Source organism: Prosthecomicrobium pneumaticum, from assembly GCF_014199915.1.
In the GTDB taxonomy this organism is placed as follows: Bacteria; Pseudomonadota; Alphaproteobacteria; order Rhizobiales; family Kaistiaceae; genus Prosthecomicrobium; species Prosthecomicrobium pneumaticum.
Genome location: NZ_JACHOO010000005.1, coordinates 15,180 through 30,948, shown reverse-complemented (window position 1 = coordinate 30,948; position 15,769 = coordinate 15,180). Strand labels below are relative to the sequence as shown.

Sequence of the window (15,769 nt, the reverse complement as noted above, 5' to 3'; positions counted from 1 at the left end):
TCAGCCGCCGAGCATGTCCGGCCGGCGGGCGCGGGTGATCCGCTCGGCTTCGGCGCGGCGCCAGCGGGCGATCGCGCCGTGGTCCCCGGAGAGGAGCACGGGCGGGATCGCCCGCCCCTCCCATTCGCGCGGCCGCGTATAGTGCGGGTATTCGAGGAGACCGTTCTCGAAACTCTCCTCGGTTCCCGATTCCGCGCCGCCCATGACGCCGGGCAGCAGCCGCACCGCGGCATCGAGGAGCACCAGCGCGGCGATCTCCCCGCCCGACAGCACATAGTCGCCGATCGATACCTCCTCGAGGCCGCGCGCCTCGATCACGCGCTCGTCGACGCCCTCGAAGCGGCCGCACAGGATGACGGCGCCGGGCCCCGCGGCGAGGGTGCGGACGCGCGCCTGGGTGAGCGGCGCGCCGCGCGGCGACATCAGAAGGCGCGGCCGGGCGTCGCCTTCCGGCGTCGCGGCGTCGAGCGCCGCGGCGACGATGTCGGCGCGCATCACCATGCCCGGCCCGCCGCCGGCCGGCGTGTCGTCGACGGTGCGGTGCCGGTCCGTGGCGTGGTCGCGGATGTTGCGGGCCTCGAGCGACCAGGCGCCGGTCTCGAGCGCGCGGCCGGCGAGGCTGAGGCCGAGCGGGCCGGGAAACATCTCCGGATAGAGGGTGAGCACGGTGGCGCGGAAGGGTGCCGTCACGGCGCGGGGCCTTCGTCCGTCGCTCCGGGGTCCTCGCCCTCGTCTTCGTCCTCCGGCCGCGCCTCGCTCTCCTCGGGCGGTGCGACGACGATCCGGCCGCCGGCGATGTCGACGACGGGCACGATCGCCCGGGTGAAGGGGAGGAAGCGCGTCGTGCCGCCGCCCGGCGGCTCGATCTCGACGAGATCGCCTGCGCCGAAATCCTGGATCGCCACCACCCGGCCGAGGGCGGTGCCGTCCACCGTCACCGCGGCGAGCCCGACGAGGTCGGCGTAATAGAACTCGTCCTCCGCCTCGATCGCCGGCAGGGCCGCGCGGTCGACGAAGAGATCGAGATTGCGCAGCGCCTCGGCCGCATTGCGGTCCGCGACGCCGGTGATGCGGGCGACGAAGCCGTCGCCCTGCGGCCGGATCCCGGCGATGGCGAGCTTGCGGCCATCGCCCGTCTCGAGCGGGCCGAGCCGGGCGAGCGTCGCCGGATCCTCGGTGAAGGGCTTGACCTTCACCTCGCCGCGCACCCCGTGCGCGGCGCCGATCCGGCCGACGAGAATCCGCTCGCCCATGATGCGGCCCGGATGTCCGCTCACGCCTCGGCGGCGGCAGCGGCCTTCTTGGCGCGCTCGGCGGCGCGTTCCTGCGCCTTCTTGCCGGGCTCGGCCTTCTGCGGGTTGTTCTTGGCGGCGCGTTCGACGAGGCCGGCATCGGCGAGGAAGCGGGCGACGCGGTCGGTCGCCTGGGCGCCGACGGACAGCCAGTGCCTGGCGCGCTCCTGGTCGAGCACGACGCGGTTCGGCGCGTCCTTGGCGAGCATCGGGTCGAAGCTGCCGATCTTCTCGATGAAGCGGCCGTCGCGCGGGGAGCGGGCGTCGGCGATCACGATGCGGTAGAACGGCCGCTTCTTGGCGCCGAGCCGGGCGAGACGGATCTTGAGGGACATTTCTTCTTTCCTTTCAGAGCACTGACTGGTGCGGCCGGGAGGCCGTCATTTCTTCTTGCCGGGCAGGCCCGGCAGGCCGCCGGGCCCGGGAAGCTTCGGTCCGAGGCCGGGGAGACCGCCGGGAAGCCCGCCGGTCAGACCCTTGGGCATGCCGCCCGGCAGACCGCCGGGGCCGCCCATCTGGCGGGCGAGCTTTTCGAGCTGGGCCGGATCGACGTTCGGCATGCCGCCGGGGCCGCCCATGCCGCCGCCCATCGCGGCGCCGAGCTTGCCCATCATGCCGCCGAACAGGCCGCCCTTGCCCTTGCCCATCGCCTTCATCATGTCCGCCATCTGGCGGTGCATCTTGAGCAGGCGGTTGACGTCCTCGACGCGCGTGCCGGAGCCGGCGGCGATGCGCTTCTTGCGGCTCGCCTTCAAGACGTCCGGATTGCGCCGCTCGTCGCGCGTCATCGAGGAGATGATGGCGATCTGCCGCTTCAGCAGCCTGTCGTCGAGATCGAGCCCGTCGAGCTGCTTCTTCATCTTGGCGACGCCCGGCATCATCGAGAGCATGCCGGACATGCCGCCGAGCTTCGTCATCTGCTTCAGCTGGTCGGCGAGATCGTCGAGATCGAATGCGCCCTTGCGCATCTTCTCGGCCATCTTCGCCGCCTTCTCGGCGTCGATATTGGCGGCCGCCTTCTCGACGAGCGAGACGATGTCGCCCATGCCGAGGATGCGGTTGGCGATCCGGCCGGGGTGGAAGTCCTCGAGCGCATCCGCCTTCTCGCCCGTGCCGACGAGCTTGATCGGCTTGCCGGTGACGGCGCGCATCGACAGCGCGGCGCCGCCGCGGCCGTCGCCGTCCATGCGGGTGAGCACGATGCCGGTGATGCCGACCCGCTCGTCGAAGGCGCGGGCGAGCGTCACCGCGTCCTGGCCGGTCAGCGCGTCGGCGACGAGCAGGATCTCGTGCGGCGCGGCGATCCGCTTCACCTCGGCCATCTCGACCATCAGCGGCTCGTCGAGATGGATGCGGCCGGCGGTGTCGAGGATGACGACGTCGAAGCCGCCGAGCCGGGCCGCCTGAAGGGCGCGCTTCGCGATCTCGGTCGGGCTCTCGCCGGCGACGATCGGCAGGGTGTCGACGCCGTTCTGCTGGCCCAGAATACGGAGCTGTTCCTGCGCCGCCGGGCGGCGGACGTCGAGCGAGGCCATCAGGACCTTCTTCTTGTCCCGCTCCTTCAGCCGCCGCGCGATCTTCGCCGTCGTCGTCGTCTTGCCCGAGCCCTGCAGGCCGACCATCATGATCGGTACCGGCGCCGGCGCGTTGAGATCGATCGGCTGCGCCTCGGCGCCCAGCATCTCGACGAGCTCGTCATGGACGATCTTGACGACCATCTGGCCCGGTGTGACCGAGCGCACAACGTCGGCGCCGACGGCGCGGCTGCGCACCCGGTCGGTGAAGGAGCGCACCACGTCGAGCGCGACGTCGGCCTCGAGCAGCGCCCGGCGCACCTCGCGCATCGCCTCGCCGACATCGGCTTCGGTGAGCGCACCGCGCCGCGTCAGCTTGTCGAGGATGCCGCCGAGGCGTTCCGACAGGGTTTCGAACATCGATCTTCCTCTTCGCGTGCCGGCTCGAACCAAACGACGATCGCGCCCGCGAGCGCGACGCGCCGGCGGACGGTGACCTCCGGGATCATCGTCCCGGTCGGTGGCTCGAGGACAGGCCTCTCGCGAGATAATCCGCGGGCTCTTACGTGGAACGGCGCGCGGAGTCAATCAAGCCGCGCAGGATAGACGGCTTGCCCGCCGAACCGGCTGCGGATGCGGGGCGCCTCAGTCGATGTCGCCGCCGGCGAAAACCCGATCGACGGCGCCGAGCAGCCCCTCGAGCCCGTCGATCTGCCGCTCGAGGGCGACGAGGCGGCGCTCTCCCGTCATCAGCGACGCCTCCATCTCGTCGAGCAGCCGCTCGTCGGATGGCTCCAGCCCGCCGGTCTCGTCACGATAATCGGTCTCGATGAAGGCGGCGCGGCGGCGCGCCTCTTCGACCCGCCGCGTCAGGCCTTCGAACTCACGCCGCGCGGACTGGATCGCCGTCTCGATGGTGGCGCGCAGCGCCGCCGCGCGCTCGCTGTCGGTCTGTGCGTCGCGCTCCCGCGATCGGAACCGCTCGAACAAGGCCATGGCAGGACCTCCCGGGCGGACCGGTCCACCGCATCGCCGGTCCTTGCCCCGAGCATGGGCATTCCGGACCGGCGCGTCGACCGATTTCTGTCGGGCGGCCTCGGAGGCCGGCGCCGGGCGCTCAGCCGATCAGGGGCATTCCTTGCCGATCGCGTCGAGTGCGGCGCTGACGCCGGCGAGCGAATAGCTGTCGGTCGTCTCCGTGCCGCGGCGCGACGTGCCCTTGATCGTCAGGCTGCGGCCGCCGCGCATGGCGGCGATCAGGGCGGTCTCCTCGGCGGCGTTCTCGACCCAGGCGCCGTCATCCTTGGTGAACATCGAGAAGGTGCGGCCGTCGACATCCGCCGTCACCTTCGAGCCCTCGCGGAAGGGGTAGCCGATGATGATCGACACCTCGTTGCGAACGTTTTCGCCGGGCCGGTTGGTGACCATGAAATAGGCCGGATCGCGGTTGGCGCCGGCCGGCAGCTGGGTCTTCGGCTGCGAGGCGGCATAGCAGACCTTGCCGCGCTGGTCGGAAAACGCATAGGCGCTCCAGTCGCGGAAACTCCCGATCCGGTTCGGCGCCTGGGCGAAGGCGAACCCTGCGGAGGCTGCCAGAACGAGCGCGCCGATACCGATCCTCAGTCCGTTCATGTCGTCTTACCCTCGTGAAACGCCTTCGACAGCCTTTTGGGGGGCGCGAACGGGCCCGATGCGAGACGTCGCGAAAGGCTGCACCGGTCCGGTTACGATTCCGTAAACCATGATCGGCCGGCCGTCATCACACCGAACGGAGCGGACGACCGAAACGCCGCTTCTTCGCCTCCGAGACAGACCCGAATCGTCTGCGGCGCCGCGCGCGGCGCCGCAAATGCCCGCGGCAGGGGAGCCGGCGAAATGGGGCGACAGTGTGACTTTACGTGGCGGGAGCCGCGCAATCGGTTGCGATCGGCGTCATTCCGTGCGGAGACGGGCGAGCGCCACCCTGGCCGCTTCCTGGTGCACCGGCTTGATGTGGCCGCGCAGCATGGCGAGCGTCGCCATCAGTACGGTGGCGTCGTCGGTGAAGCCGACCACGGCGAGAAAGTCCGGCACCACGTCGAAGGGCAGCACGAAATAGGCGAGGGCGCCGATCAGGGTGGCGCGCACCCGGGTCGGCGTCTGCGGGTCGAAGGCGCAGTAATAGGCGGCGACGACATCCTCCGCGAACGGGATGGCGCTCGCCGCGCGGGCGAGCGTCTTCCAGAACTTCCGCTTCACCCGCTCTTCGCGGGCCGCCTCGGGCTCGGGCGGCAGGATCTCGCCATATCTGATCTCGTCCATGCGCTCCTCCGACACGGCGATCCCCGGCGCGTTCTCGGCAGATGGGGGGCGGTGCCGGGCCGCGCAAGCGTCAGCCGAGGGCGAGCCGCTCCATCGCTTCGGCGAGCTGGATGTCCTTCGTCGTGACCCCGCCGGCATCGTGCGTCGAAAGCGTCACCGCTACGGTACGGTAGACGTTCAGCCACTCCGGATGGTGGTTCATCGCCTCGGCGACGAGCGCAACCCGCGTCATGAAGCCGAAGGCGGCGTTGAAATCATCGAAGATGAAGGTCTTGGTGATCGCGTCCCGGTTCGCCGCCGGCACCCAGCCCGGCAGCTTCGCGAGCGCCGCCGCCCGTTCGATTTCGCTCAGAAGCGTCGCAGCCATGCCTCCTCCTTTTCCAGTGCGGTCAGGCCGCCTCGTCGAGCGGATAACTCTGTTCGACCAGATAGGGTCCGCCCCCCGTCGACGCCTTGGACGAGAACAGGACGAAGCGGGTGACCGGGAAGGGCTGGGTGAGAAAGTGCCCCCGCGTACCGAGATAGTGCGCCGCCTCGCGCGGTCCCACCCCTCTGAGACGCGCCAGCGTCACATGCGGCGTGAACCGGCGCCCTTCGGGCGGCAGGCCGATCCGCTGCATGATCCGCTCGTGCTCGGCCTGCAGTTCGGCGAGGGCACGGGAGCCCGCGACCCGCGCCACGAGCGCGTGCGGCTTCGATGACCCGAACACGTCGAGCCCGTCGAGCTGAAGCATGAATTCGGTGCGCCGCACCCGGTCGAGCGCGTCGGCGATCTCGTCGGCGGTGCGCTCGTCGATGTCGCCGACGAAGCGCAGGGTGACGTGATAATTCTCCGCGTCGATCCAGCGGGCGCCCTGGAGACCGCCGCGCAGCAGCGCGAGCCGGTCGGCGATCTCGGCGGGGATTTCGATGCCGGTGAAGAGACGGGGCATCGCGGATCCTCCCTGGCTGGCTTGCGCACCGGCGAAAGGATCGCCAGTCGCGTCTTCCGTGTAAAGCACGCTGCGGCCGTCGCTCTCGCCGCGGCGGCCGCGCTCTCTTTCAGATGGGGCGGTGCGCGCTCAGGGGCAGGGGTTGCCGCGCCACTGGTGAACCGCGTCGACGGCGGCGTCGAGTTCCGGCGTCCAGGCGATCTCGGCCGCGGCGATGTCGGTCGTCAGCTGCGCCATCGTCGTCGCGCCGATGATCACCGAGGTGACGAAGGGCTTGGCGAGGCAGAAGCGGATGGCGAGCGCGGCGGGGTCGACGCCGTGCTCGGCGGCGACCTCGAGATAGCGGTCGATCGCGTCCGCGGCGCCCGGCGTCTCGTAGCGCTGGCCGCGCTTGAAGAGCGTCGTGCGGGCACCCTCCGGCCGGGCGCCGCCCTGATACTTGCCGGTCAGATAGCCCTGCGCGAGCGGGGAATAGGCGAGCAGGCCGACATCCTCGCGCAGCGCCACCTCGGCGAGCCCGACCTCGAAGGTCCGGTTGAGGAGGTTGTAGGCGTTCTGGATCGAGACGACGCGCGGGCCGCGGCCGGCATCGGCCTCGGCGAGGAAGCGCATCGTGCCCCAGGCGCTCTCGTTCGACAGGCCGATGTGGCGGATCTTGCCCTCCTTCACCAGTTCGTCGAGCGCTTCGAGCGTCTCGCCGATCGGCACCTCGTCGGCGACCGCGTCGGGCTGGCGGAAAATGGAGGGATTGGCGCCGAACTGGGTGACCGGCCGGTCCGGCCAGTGCAGCTGGTAGAGGTCGATATAGTCCGTCTGGAGCCGGGCGAGGCTGCGCTCGATCGCCTCGCGGATATGCGCGCGGGTGAGCCGGGCGGGGCCGTTCCGGAACCAGGCCATGTCGGTGCGGCCGACCACCTTCGAGGCGAGGATGATCTTGTCGCGATTGCCGCGCGCCTTCATCCACGTGCCGATGATCCGCTCGGTCGAGCCGTGCGTCTCGGCCTTGGGCGGGATCGAATAGAGCTCGGCGGTGTCGAGGAAGTTGATCCCCTTGTCGAGCGCATAGTCCATCTGCGCGTGGCCTTCGGCCTCGCTGTTCTGCTGGCCCCAGGTCATCGTGCCGAGGCAGACCGCGGAGACGGAAAGGTCCGTCCGGCCGAGCTTCCGGTATTCCATCGTCGAGCTCCGAGATGGTCGAGGGCGGAGAGGGGCTAGCGCGCCCGCTCGATCAGCCGCTCGACGAGAGGCAGGATTCGCTCGACGATGACGCCGACGCCGTCCGGATTGGGATGCATCCCATCCGCGAGATTGAGGCCGGAAACCGTCGCCACCCCGTCGAGGAAGAACGGATATAGCAGAGCATCGTAGCGGGCCGCCAGATCGGGATAGATGGCGTCGAAGCGCTGCGCATAGTCCGGCCCGAGATTGGGCGCGGCGCGCATGCCGGCGAGGAGGACCGGCAGTCCGCGCTCCTCGAGCCGCGCCATGATCTTGTCGAGCGCGGCGCGCGGCACGGCCGGATCGAGGCCCCGCAGCATGTCGTTGGCGCCGAGCTCGACGATCACCGCATCCGCCTCCGGGCCGACCGACCAGTCGAGCCGTTCGAGACCGGCGGTCGCGGTATCCCCCGAGACGCCGGCATTGACCACCGCGACATCGTGTCCGCGCGCCTTCAGCGCCGCCTCGAGCCGGGCCGGAAAGGCGTCGGAAGGGGCGAGCTGATAGCCCGCGACGAGGCTGTCGCCGAGCACGACGAGGGTCAGCGTCTCGGCGCGAGCGGGGAGGGCGGCGCCGACCGCCGCGATCACGATCGCGACAAGGGACGCCGCCGCGGCGAGGAGAGGCTTTCTTCTGTTCATCGATCACCCATATCTGGAGCGCGCGAACCGGCCGGCGTGGCCGGGGCGGATGGAGGTGGCGGACGGATGGACGTGGCAGAGCGTGCTGGACCCGAACCGGTCGTCTCGCTGGAGGCGGTCGACCTTTCTCTCGGAACCGGCGCCGCCCGTGTCCATATCCTGAAGAAGGTGGGGCTGTCGGTCGCAAAAGGCGAGACCGTCAGTCTCGTCGGCCCCTCCGGCTCGGGCAAGTCGACCCTCCTGATGACGATGGCGGGGCTCGAGCGCGCCGATTCCGGCAAGGTGGTCGTCGCCGGCACCGATCTGACGCCGCTCGGCGAGGATGACCTCGCGCGCTTCCGCGGCCGCAATCTCGGCATCGTCTTCCAGTCCTTCCACCTGATCCCGAACATGACGGCGGTCGAGAACGTCGCGGTGCCGCTCGAACTCGCCGGCGCGCCGGACGCCTTCGCCCGCGCCGCGGAGGAACTCGCCGCGGTCGGCCTCGCCGAACGGAAGACCCACTATCCCGGCCAGCTCTCGGGCGGCGAGCAGCAGCGCGTCGCGATCGCCCGCGCGCTCGTCGTCGCGCCGAAGATCCTGTTCGCCGACGAGCCGACCGGCAATCTCGACGAGCGCACCGGCGCGACGATCGCGGACCTTCTCTTCTCCGCCTGCCGCGACCGGGGCATGACGCTGGTGCTCGTCACCCATGACGCCGCGCTCGCCCGGCGTTGCGACCGGATGGTCCGCATCCATGGCGGCACGATCGAGCCCGAGGCGGTGGCCCTGCGCCGCGAGACCGCCTGATGGCGTCCGATCTCGGTCTCGCCTTCCGGTTCGCGCTGCGCGAGATGCGCGGCGGCCTCGCCGGCTTCCGCGTCTTCCTGCTCGCCATCGCGCTCGGCGTCGCGGCGATCGCCGCGGTCGGCTCGGTGTCGCGCTCGATGACCGACGGCCTCGCTGCGGAGGGCCGCACCATTCTCGGCGGCGACGTCGCCTTCAGCCTGATCCAGCGGCAGGCGACCGATGCCGAGCGCGCCTTCCTCGCCGAGACCGGTGCGGTGTCGGAGGTGGCGGCGTTGCGCGCCATGGCGCGCCGCAGCGACGGCGCCGACGAGACGCTCGTCGAGCTGAAGGCCGTCGACGCGGCCTATCCGCTGACCGGCACGCTGACGGTCGAGAGCCCGTCCGGCCCGGTGCCGGCCTCGCTCGAACCCGGCGCCGCGCTCATTGCCGGCGAGCTGGCGGCGCGGCTCCGCCTCGCGGCCGGCGACGCGGTCGAGGTCGGGCGGGCGCGCTTCCGGGTCGCCGGGGTGATCGCCCGCGAGCCCGACGAACTCGCGACCGGCCTCGGCTTCGGTCCGCGGCTGATGATCCGCGCCGACGATCTCGCCGCGACCGGCCTCGTCGAGCCGGGCAGCCTGGTGCGCTATCTCTATCGCGTGCGGCTTCCCGGCGCGGCGGACGATGCGGCGGTGAAGGCCGTATCCGATGCGGCGAACGCGCGCTTTCCCGAGGCCGGCTGGCAGATCCGCGGCCGCGACGACGCCTCGCCGGGCCTGCGGCGCAACATCGATCAGTTCGCGCAATATCTGACGCTCGTCGGCCTCTCGGCACTGCTCGTCGGCGGCGTCGGCGTCGCGAACGCGGTCGGCGCCTATCTGGACGGCAAGCGGCGGGTGATCGCGACGCTGCGCTCGCTCGGCGCGCCGGGCGGCTTCGTCGTGCGGCTCTATCTCGTCCAGATCGCGCTGCTCGCGGCGATCGGCATCCTCGCCGGCCTCGCCGTGGGGGCTGCGATCGCCTTCTTCGCCGCCGATCTGCTCGCCGCGGCGCTGTCGCTGCCCGCCTCGGGCGGCGCCTTCCATCCCGGGGCGCTCGGCACGGCGGCGGCCTATGGCCTCGCCACCGCGCTCGTCTTCGCACTCGCCCCGCTCGGCCGCGCCCGCAGCGTGCCGCCGACCGCACTCTTCCGCGGCGGCGTCGATCCCAACCGGCGGTCGGCGCCGCGGCGCTATCTCGTCGGTGCGCTCGGCATGGCCGCCGGCCTCGCGGGTCTCGCCGTGCTCCTCGCCTACGATCGCCGCATCGCGCTCTATTTCGTCGTCGCGGCGGCCGGCGCCTTCCTGGCGCTCCGCCTTGTCGGTCTCGCCGTCACCGCGCTCGCCCGGCGCGCGCCGCGGCTCCCCTCGGCGGAATGGCGGCTGGCGATCGGCAACATTCACCGGCCCGGCGCGCTCACCGGCTCGGTGGTGCTGTCGCTCGGCCTCGGCCTCACCCTCCTCGTCACCATCGCCTCGATCGACGGCAATCTGCGCCGCCAGCTCGTCGAGGCGCTGCCGGAACAGGCGCCGAGCTTCTTCTTCCTCGACCTGCGGCGCGACGAGATGGCCGGTTTCGGCGAGCTCGTCGCCGAGCGGGCGCCCGGCGCCCGGCTCGAGACCGTGCCGATGCTGCGCGGCCGCATCGTCGCGCTGAAGGGCGAGCCGGTCGACAAGGTCGAGCCGGCCGCCGAGGCGCGCTGGGCGCTTTCGGGCGACCGGGGCATCACCTATTCCGCCACCGTGCCGGAGAATTCCCGCCTCGTCGAAGGCGAATGGTGGCCCGCCGATTATTCCGGCCCGCCGCTCGTCTCCTTCGAGGCGGAGGTCGGCCGCGGCCTCGGCCTTTCGATCGGCGATACGGTGCGGGTGAATGTGCTCGGCCGCGAGGTCGATGTGCGGGTCGCGAATTTCCGGGCGGTGCAATGGGAGAGCCTCGCCATCAATTTCCTGATGGTGTTCTCGCCCAACACCTTCGCTGGCGCGCCGCACACCGTGCTCGCCACGCTCGCCTGGCCGACCCCGCCGCCGGCCGAGACGGAATATGCGCTGATGCGCGATCTCGCGACGGCCTATCCGACCGTCACGGTGGTCCGCGTGCGCGAGGCGCTCGGCCGCATCGCCGATATTCTCGGCCAGCTGATGGCGGCGATCCGGGCTGCCTCGGCGATCGCCCTCGCCGCCTCGGTACTCGTGCTCGCCGGTGCGCTCGCCGCGGGGCACAGCCAGCGGCTCTACGACGCGGTGATCCTGAAGACGCTCGGTGCGACGCGGGCGCGGCTCGTCGGCGCCTTCGCGCTCGAATATGCGCTGATCGGCCTCGCCACGGCGATCTTCGGCGTCGGCGCCGGCGTGCTCGCCGCCTGGGGGGTGGTCTCGGGCATCATGGACCAGCCTTATAGGGTGCTGTTCGGCACGGCGACGCTCGCCGCCGTCGGCGCGGTGGCGAGCACGGTGGTGCTCGGCCTCGTCGGCACCTGGCGCCTGCTCGGACGGAAGGCGGCGCCGGTGCTGCGCGATCTCTGACCGGCCGGATCGCCGTGATGAACGCCGTCGGGCGGCACTAGGAAGCGTGCTCCGTCTCGGTTACCATCCGAGAGGTTCCGTGAGCGTCGAACTTGCGGGGTGGGTCGCGCTTCCCCATATCGTTTACGGAATCCCGTGGCGCGCCGCAGAGGCATGATGCCCGCAGGCGGTCGGCGACGCGGGTGCCCGTTTCGGAGAGGACCTCGATGGCCAATTACGACAACCGGATGACGCAATACGGCACGGCGCGTGCCGAAGTCGGCGTCGACCAGGGCCTGCGCAGCTACATGCTGCAGGTCTACAACTACATGACGATCGGCCTCCTGATCACGGGCGCCGCCGCGATCGGCGTCTTCAGGCTGTCGATCACCAACGATCCGGCCCAGGCGGCCGGGCAGGTCGGCGGCCTGATGCTGTCGAGCTTCGGCGCCACCCTGTTCGGCGGCCCGCTGATGTGGGTGGTCTTCCTCGCCCCGCTCGCCCTCGTGCTGGTGCTCTCCTTCGGCGTCCACCGCATGTCGGTCGCGACGGCGCAGGCGGTGTTCTGGGCGTATGCCGCGCTGGTCGGCGTCTCGCTCGCCTCGATCTTCATGATCTATACGGCGGAGAGCATCACCCGCGTGTTCTTCATCACCGCCGCCACCTTCGGCGCGATGAGCCTGTGGGGCTATACGACGAAGCGCGATCTGACCGGGATGGGCTCGTTCCTGTTCATGGGCCTGATCGGCATCATCATCGCCTCGATCGTCAACATCTTCCTCGCCTCCTCGGCGCTGCAGTTCGCGGTGTCGATTATCGGCGTGCTGGTCTTCACCGGCCTCACCGCATACGACACGCAGAAGATCAAGGAGATGTATTACGTCGGCGACGACGGCGCGGTGGCCGGCCGCAAGGCGATCATGGGCGCACTGACGCTCTATCTCGACTTCATCAACCTGTTCCTGATGCTGCTGCGGCTGTTCGGCTCGAACCGCGAGTAGACGGGCGAAGGTTCCATGCTATCGAGGGCGCGGCGCGAGCCGCGCCCTTTCGCTGTATGGACCATGGCCGACGACACCCTCCTCATCCGCCCCGCCCGCCCCGAAGATCTCGGCGCGATCACCGCCATCTACGGCCATGCCGTCGCCACCGGCACCGCGAGCTTCGAGCTCGATCCGCCCGACGAGACCGAGATGCGCCGCCGTTTCGACGCGCTTTCCGCCTCCGGCCATCCTTATCTCGCGGCGCTGCGGGCCGACCGTCTCGTCGGCTATGCCTATGCCGGACCCTACCGGCCGCGGCCGGCCTATCGGGCGACGGTCGAGGATTCGATCTATCTGAGCCCGTCGGCGCAGGGACAGGGCGTCGGCCTCGCGCTTCTGAAGCACCTCGTCGGAGCGGCGGAGGCGGCGGGCTTCCGCCAGATGGTGGCGGTGATCGGCGACAGCGGCCATCGTGCGTCGATCCGCCTGCACGAGCGGCTCGGCTTCCGCCTCGTCGGCACGCTCGAGAATGTCGGCTGGAAGCACGGCCGCTGGCTCGACAGCGTGCTGATGCAGCGCGGCCTCGGCCCGGCCGCCGACGCGCCGCCGGCGCGCTGAACAGCGGTCGGGGGTCCTCAGCCGACCTCACCCTCCCCAAGGGAGGAACACCGCGTGCCGTCTGATGCCGCGCTGCAAGGAAGAGAGCCTCCCTCTCCCGCTCGCGGGAGAGGGCCGGGGGGAGGGTCCTGCCGGGGTGAGGGTTCCGCCCGCCCGCGACGGAAGAGGGCCGTGTGTCGGCCGCTCAGGCGTCGACGAGCTTCGGCTTGCGGTCGACCACCCGCAGCACCTGCGCCAGATCGTGGCCGCGCTTCATCACATAGCCGCCCGGCGCGACGATGCTGTAGGCGCCCTGGCGGCGGGCGAGCGCCGGCTCCTTCTCGATCCGGTAGAGCGGCACTTCGGCAGTACGCCGGAAGACGGAGAACACCGCCTTGTCCTTCATGTGGTCGATCGCATAGTCGCGCCATTCGCCGGCGGCGACCATGCGGCCATAGACGCGCAGAATCTCGGAGAGTTCGCGGCGGTCGAAAGCGACGTCCCGGCGATGCGGGGGAGCGGCGGTCGGCGGAGCAGGTTCCGGGCGAGTTCTCGCCTCGGCGGCGAACGCGAGGATCTCCGCGCCGCCGCCCGCCCGCTCTTCCTCGCCGCCCTCGCTCATCGCAGCCTCCTCATCGACCGGGATGTCGTCGTTCCGTCATGATCGCCTTGCCCGCGCTCCGACGCAAGCGCTCCTCCGCGCCAGGTGGCGCCGTCGACGTGATTCCTCAAGTATCGGAAATCTCGAAATAAATTCCTTGTTTTTGCCGCGATTCGGACGAAGCCCGGCCCCATTGGGCGGCGACATTCGTCCTCGTCATCTCAGACGGTCCGGCTTGGCGGTGGCTTCGGACATTCTCAGCCCCCCAGCCCCCCGGGGTCGCTTCGCCGAGCCGGACCACCTTCGAAATGCATCGGTTCGATCCCCCCGAGACACGCCTTTGAGGCCGGCCCTGCCGGCCTTCTTCTTTTTCCTCCTCTCTTTTGAGCGCACCTCTTGCCGCGTCCCTCCTGCAAGGCGCCTCTTGCAAGCGCCGGCCTGAGCCGCGATATCACCGCCGCCCTTGCGTCGAGAGAGGATCGAAGATGAGCGAAACCGCCGCATCCGAAACGAAGCGTGAGACCCGCCCCTTCGAGGCCGAGGTCTCGCGGCTTCTCGCCATGATGGTCCACTCGGTCTATTCGAACCGGGACGTCTTCCTGCGCGAACTGGTGTCGAACGCTGCGGACGCCTGCGAGAAGCTGCGCCAGAAGGCGCTGTCCGATCCCGCGCTGGCGGTCGAGAGCGGCAGTCTCGCAATCACCATCACCGCCGACCCCGCCGCCCGCCGCCTCACCATCGCCGATAACGGCATCGGCATGGACCATGACGAGCTGGTCGACAATCTCGGCACGATCGCCCGTTCGGGAACGCGCGCGTTCGTCGAGAGTCTCGAGGAAGGCGCCGATTCGAACCTCATCGGCCGTTTCGGCGTCGGCTTCTATTCCGCCTTCATGGTCGCCGGCCGGGTCGAGGTCGTCTCCCGCAAAGCCGGCGCGGCGGAGGCCTGGCGCTGGACCTCCGACGGCAAGGGCAGCTTCGCCGTCGAGCCCGCCGATCCCGCCGCCGCGCCCGAGCGCGGCACGCGCGTCGTGCTCGATCTCCTCGACGATGCCGAGGATTACGCGACCGAGGCGACGATCGAGCGGATCGTCACGGCGCATTCCGCGCATGTCCCGGTGCCGATCGCGCTCGTGCTCGAAGGGGGCCTCGCCGAGAAGACGCTGACCGATGGCGGCGCGCTGTGGCGCAAGGCGAAGAGCGCCGTCACGCCGGAGGAATACCGCGCCTTCTACGGCCATGTCGGCCATGCATTCGACGAGCCGGCGCTCACCCTGCACTATCGCGCCGAGGGCCGGACGGAATATTCCGTGCTCCTCTTCGTGCCGTCGGAAAAGCCTTTCGACCTCTTCGACCCGGAGCGCCGCAACCGGATCAAGCTCTATGTCCGCCGCGTCTTCGTCACCGAGGACGCCGCGATCCTGCCGCCCTTCCTGCGCTTCGTGCGCGGGGTGATCGATTCCGAGGATCTGCCGCTCAACATCTCGCGCGAGATGCTGCAGAAGAACGCCGTGCTCGACCTGATCGGCAAGGGCGTGACGAACCGCCTGCTTTCCGAGCTCGCCAAGCTCGCCGAGAGCGACAAGCCGGCCTTCGAGAAGATCTGGACCGCCTTCGGCCCGGTCCTGAAGGAGGGGCTCTACGAGGATCCGGAGCGGCGCGACGCGCTGTTCGAGATCGTGCGCTTCCGCACCACCAAGGGCACGATGCGCAGCCTCAAGGACTATGTCGCCGATCTGCGGCCGAACCAGACCGAGATCTATTACGCGCTCGGCGCCGACGAGAAGACGATCCTCGCGAGCCCGCAGCTCGAGGGGTGCCGCGCCCGCGGCGTCGAGGTGCTCCTGCTCGCCGATCCGGTCGATGCCTTCTGGGTGCGCACCGCGCTCGGCTATGACGGCAAGCCGTTCCGCTCGGTGACGCAGGGCTCCGCCGCGCTCGATGCGATCCCGCGCGCCGAGGAGGCGGCCTCGACCGAAGCCGCCTCGGACGCCGCGGTGGCGACGCTCGGTGCGCGGCTGAAGCAGGTGCTCGGCGATGCGGTCTCGGAGGTCCGGCCGTCGACGCGGCTCGTCGATAGCCCGGTCTGCCTCGTCGCACCGGAATTCGGACCCGACCGGCATCTCGAGCGTCTGCTCGCCGGCCGCGAGGGGCCGGAGGCGCGCAAGGCCGCGCCGGTGCTCGAACTCAACCCCGGCCACCCGATCGTCGCCGCGCTCGCCGCGCGGGCCGCGCAAGGGGGAGAGGCGGCGGCGAAGGTCGACGAGACGGCGCCGGTGCTGCTCGGCCTCGCCCACGTGCTCGAAGGCGACCTGCCGCAGGATCCCGCCGGTTTCGGCAAGGCGCTCTCCCGGCTGATCGCCGATGCGCTCGCCTGAAGAC

The 15,769-nt window shown here is 70.5% G+C and carries 17 protein-coding genes; 5 read left to right on the top strand and 12 right to left on the bottom strand.

Annotated elements, in window-relative coordinates:
* The 11 genes from trmD to GGQ63_RS12340 all read right to left on the bottom strand — a co-directional run bounded on the left by trmD (nucleotide 1) and on the right by GGQ63_RS12340 (nucleotide 7,898).
* Entirely contained in the window at nucleotides 1–690 is a 690-nt protein-coding gene (gene trmD / locus GGQ63_RS12390; RefSeq protein WP_183856281.1) for a tRNA (guanosine(37)-N1)-methyltransferase TrmD, read from the bottom strand.
* Complete coding sequence (rimM, locus tag GGQ63_RS12385) at nucleotides 687–1,253, bottom strand: ribosome maturation factor RimM (RefSeq protein WP_183856279.1); 567 nt, start codon at nucleotides 1,251–1,253, stop codon at nucleotides 687–689. Before rimM ends, trmD begins: the two co-directional genes overlap by 4 nt.
* A gap of 20 nt (nucleotides 1,254–1,273) precedes the next feature.
* A complete protein-coding gene (rpsP, locus tag GGQ63_RS12380; protein ID WP_183856277.1) occupies nucleotides 1,274–1,627 on the bottom strand; it encodes a 30S ribosomal protein S16 in 354 nt (117 codons plus the stop codon).
* A 45-nt stretch (nucleotides 1,628–1,672) separates the two neighbouring features.
* On the bottom strand, nucleotides 1,673–3,226 hold the full coding sequence (ffh, locus tag GGQ63_RS12375; protein WP_183856275.1) for a signal recognition particle protein: 1,554 nt from the start codon (nucleotides 3,224–3,226) through the stop codon (nucleotides 1,673–1,675).
* A 225-nt stretch (nucleotides 3,227–3,451) separates the two neighbouring features.
* Complete coding sequence (locus GGQ63_RS12370) at nucleotides 3,452–3,802, bottom strand: hypothetical protein (protein ID WP_183856273.1); 351 nt, start codon at nucleotides 3,800–3,802, stop codon at nucleotides 3,452–3,454.
* A 129-nt stretch (nucleotides 3,803–3,931) separates the two neighbouring features.
* Entirely contained in the window at nucleotides 3,932–4,438 is a 507-nt protein-coding gene (locus GGQ63_RS12365; protein ID WP_183856271.1) for an invasion associated locus B family protein, read from the bottom strand.
* A 300-nt stretch (nucleotides 4,439–4,738) separates the two neighbouring features.
* Nucleotides 4,739–5,107 carry a YkvA family protein gene (locus GGQ63_RS12360; protein WP_183856269.1) on the bottom strand — a complete coding sequence of 123 codons (369 nt, stop codon included), beginning with the start codon at nucleotides 5,105–5,107 and terminating at the stop codon, nucleotides 4,739–4,741.
* A gap of 70 nt (nucleotides 5,108–5,177) precedes the next feature.
* Nucleotides 5,178–5,474 carry a 4a-hydroxytetrahydrobiopterin dehydratase gene (locus GGQ63_RS12355; RefSeq protein ID WP_183856267.1) on the bottom strand — a complete coding sequence of 99 codons (297 nt, stop codon included), beginning with the start codon at nucleotides 5,472–5,474 and terminating at the stop codon, nucleotides 5,178–5,180.
* Nucleotides 5,475–5,496: 22 nt separating this feature from the next.
* A complete protein-coding gene (thpR, locus tag GGQ63_RS12350) occupies nucleotides 5,497–6,039 on the bottom strand; it encodes an RNA 2',3'-cyclic phosphodiesterase (protein ID WP_183856265.1) in 543 nt (180 codons plus the stop codon).
* A gap of 129 nt (nucleotides 6,040–6,168) precedes the next feature.
* A complete protein-coding gene (locus GGQ63_RS12345; RefSeq protein WP_183856263.1) occupies nucleotides 6,169–7,215 on the bottom strand; it encodes an aldo/keto reductase in 1,047 nt (348 codons plus the stop codon).
* Between the two features lie 35 nt (nucleotides 7,216–7,250).
* Nucleotides 7,251–7,898: an arylesterase gene (locus GGQ63_RS12340; RefSeq protein WP_183856261.1), complete on the bottom strand. Its 648-nt coding sequence runs from the start codon at nucleotides 7,896–7,898 to the stop codon at nucleotides 7,251–7,253.
* Between the two features lie 66 nt (nucleotides 7,899–7,964).
* Between GGQ63_RS12340 and GGQ63_RS12335 the strand changes: the two genes are divergently transcribed.
* From GGQ63_RS12335 to GGQ63_RS12320, 4 genes are all read left to right on the top strand, one after another.
* A complete protein-coding gene (locus GGQ63_RS12335) occupies nucleotides 7,965–8,687 on the top strand; it encodes an ABC transporter ATP-binding protein (protein ID WP_183856259.1) in 723 nt (240 codons plus the stop codon).
* Complete coding sequence (locus GGQ63_RS12330; RefSeq protein WP_183856257.1) at nucleotides 8,687–11,227, top strand: ABC transporter permease; 2,541 nt, start codon at nucleotides 8,687–8,689, stop codon at nucleotides 11,225–11,227. The genes GGQ63_RS12335 and GGQ63_RS12330 overlap by 1 nt, the downstream gene beginning before the upstream one ends.
* Before the next feature lie 206 nt (nucleotides 11,228–11,433).
* Nucleotides 11,434–12,207, top strand: coding sequence for a Bax inhibitor-1/YccA family protein (locus tag GGQ63_RS12325; RefSeq protein WP_183856255.1), 774 nt, complete (start codon nucleotides 11,434–11,436; stop codon nucleotides 12,205–12,207).
* Nucleotides 12,208–12,270: 63 nt separating this feature from the next.
* Nucleotides 12,271–12,807 (top strand): GNAT family N-acetyltransferase, encoded by a 537-nt coding sequence (locus GGQ63_RS12320; RefSeq protein ID WP_183856253.1) that lies wholly within the window; start codon nucleotides 12,271–12,273, stop codon nucleotides 12,805–12,807.
* Nucleotides 12,808–12,991: 184 nt separating this feature from the next.
* On the opposite strand, the gene GGQ63_RS12315 is transcribed toward GGQ63_RS12320, so the two are convergent.
* Complete coding sequence (locus GGQ63_RS12315) at nucleotides 12,992–13,408, bottom strand: DUF2794 domain-containing protein (protein ID WP_183856251.1); 417 nt, start codon at nucleotides 13,406–13,408, stop codon at nucleotides 12,992–12,994.
* A 464-nt stretch (nucleotides 13,409–13,872) separates the two neighbouring features.
* On the opposite strand from GGQ63_RS12315, the gene htpG reads away from it, so the two are divergent.
* Nucleotides 13,873–15,765 (top strand): molecular chaperone HtpG, encoded by a 1,893-nt coding sequence (gene htpG, locus GGQ63_RS12310; RefSeq protein ID WP_183856248.1) that lies wholly within the window; start codon nucleotides 13,873–13,875, stop codon nucleotides 15,763–15,765.
* The last annotated feature ends 4 nt before the right edge of the window (nucleotides 15,766–15,769 follow it).

Coding starts and splice junctions, on each gene's coding strand:
- rimM (WP_183856279.1), bottom strand. CDS start 1,253: ATGGGCGAGCGGATTCTCGTCGGCCGGATCGGCGCCGCGCACGGGGTG.
- rpsP (WP_183856277.1), bottom strand. CDS start 1,627: ATGTCCCTCAAGATCCGTCTCGCCCGGCTCGGCGCCAAGAAGCGGCCG.
- ffh (WP_183856275.1), bottom strand. CDS start 3,226: ATGTTCGAAACCCTGTCGGAACGCCTCGGCGGCATCCTCGACAAGCTG.
- GGQ63_RS12370 (WP_183856273.1), bottom strand. CDS start 3,802: ATGGCCTTGTTCGAGCGGTTCCGATCGCGGGAGCGCGACGCACAGACC.
- GGQ63_RS12365 (WP_183856271.1), bottom strand. CDS start 4,438: ATGAACGGACTGAGGATCGGTATCGGCGCGCTCGTTCTGGCAGCCTCC.
- GGQ63_RS12360 (WP_183856269.1), bottom strand. CDS start 5,107: ATGGACGAGATCAGATATGGCGAGATCCTGCCGCCCGAGCCCGAGGCG.
- GGQ63_RS12355 (WP_183856267.1), bottom strand. CDS start 5,474: ATGGCTGCGACGCTTCTGAGCGAAATCGAACGGGCGGCGGCGCTCGCG.
- thpR (WP_183856265.1), bottom strand. CDS start 6,039: ATGCCCCGTCTCTTCACCGGCATCGAAATCCCCGCCGAGATCGCCGAC.
- GGQ63_RS12345 (WP_183856263.1), bottom strand. CDS start 7,215: ATGGAATACCGGAAGCTCGGCCGGACGGACCTTTCCGTCTCCGCGGTC.
- GGQ63_RS12340 (WP_183856261.1), bottom strand. CDS start 7,898: ATGAACAGAAGAAAGCCTCTCCTCGCCGCGGCGGCGTCCCTTGTCGCG.
- GGQ63_RS12335 (WP_183856259.1), top strand. CDS start 7,965: ATGGACGTGGCAGAGCGTGCTGGACCCGAACCGGTCGTCTCGCTGGAG.
- GGQ63_RS12330 (WP_183856257.1), top strand. CDS start 8,687: ATGGCGTCCGATCTCGGTCTCGCCTTCCGGTTCGCGCTGCGCGAGATG.
- GGQ63_RS12325 (WP_183856255.1), top strand. CDS start 11,434: ATGGCCAATTACGACAACCGGATGACGCAATACGGCACGGCGCGTGCC.
- GGQ63_RS12320 (WP_183856253.1), top strand. CDS start 12,271: ATGGCCGACGACACCCTCCTCATCCGCCCCGCCCGCCCCGAAGATCTC.
- GGQ63_RS12315 (WP_183856251.1), bottom strand. CDS start 13,408: ATGAGCGAGGGCGGCGAGGAAGAGCGGGCGGGCGGCGGCGCGGAGATC.
- htpG (WP_183856248.1), top strand. CDS start 13,873: ATGAGCGAAACCGCCGCATCCGAAACGAAGCGTGAGACCCGCCCCTTC.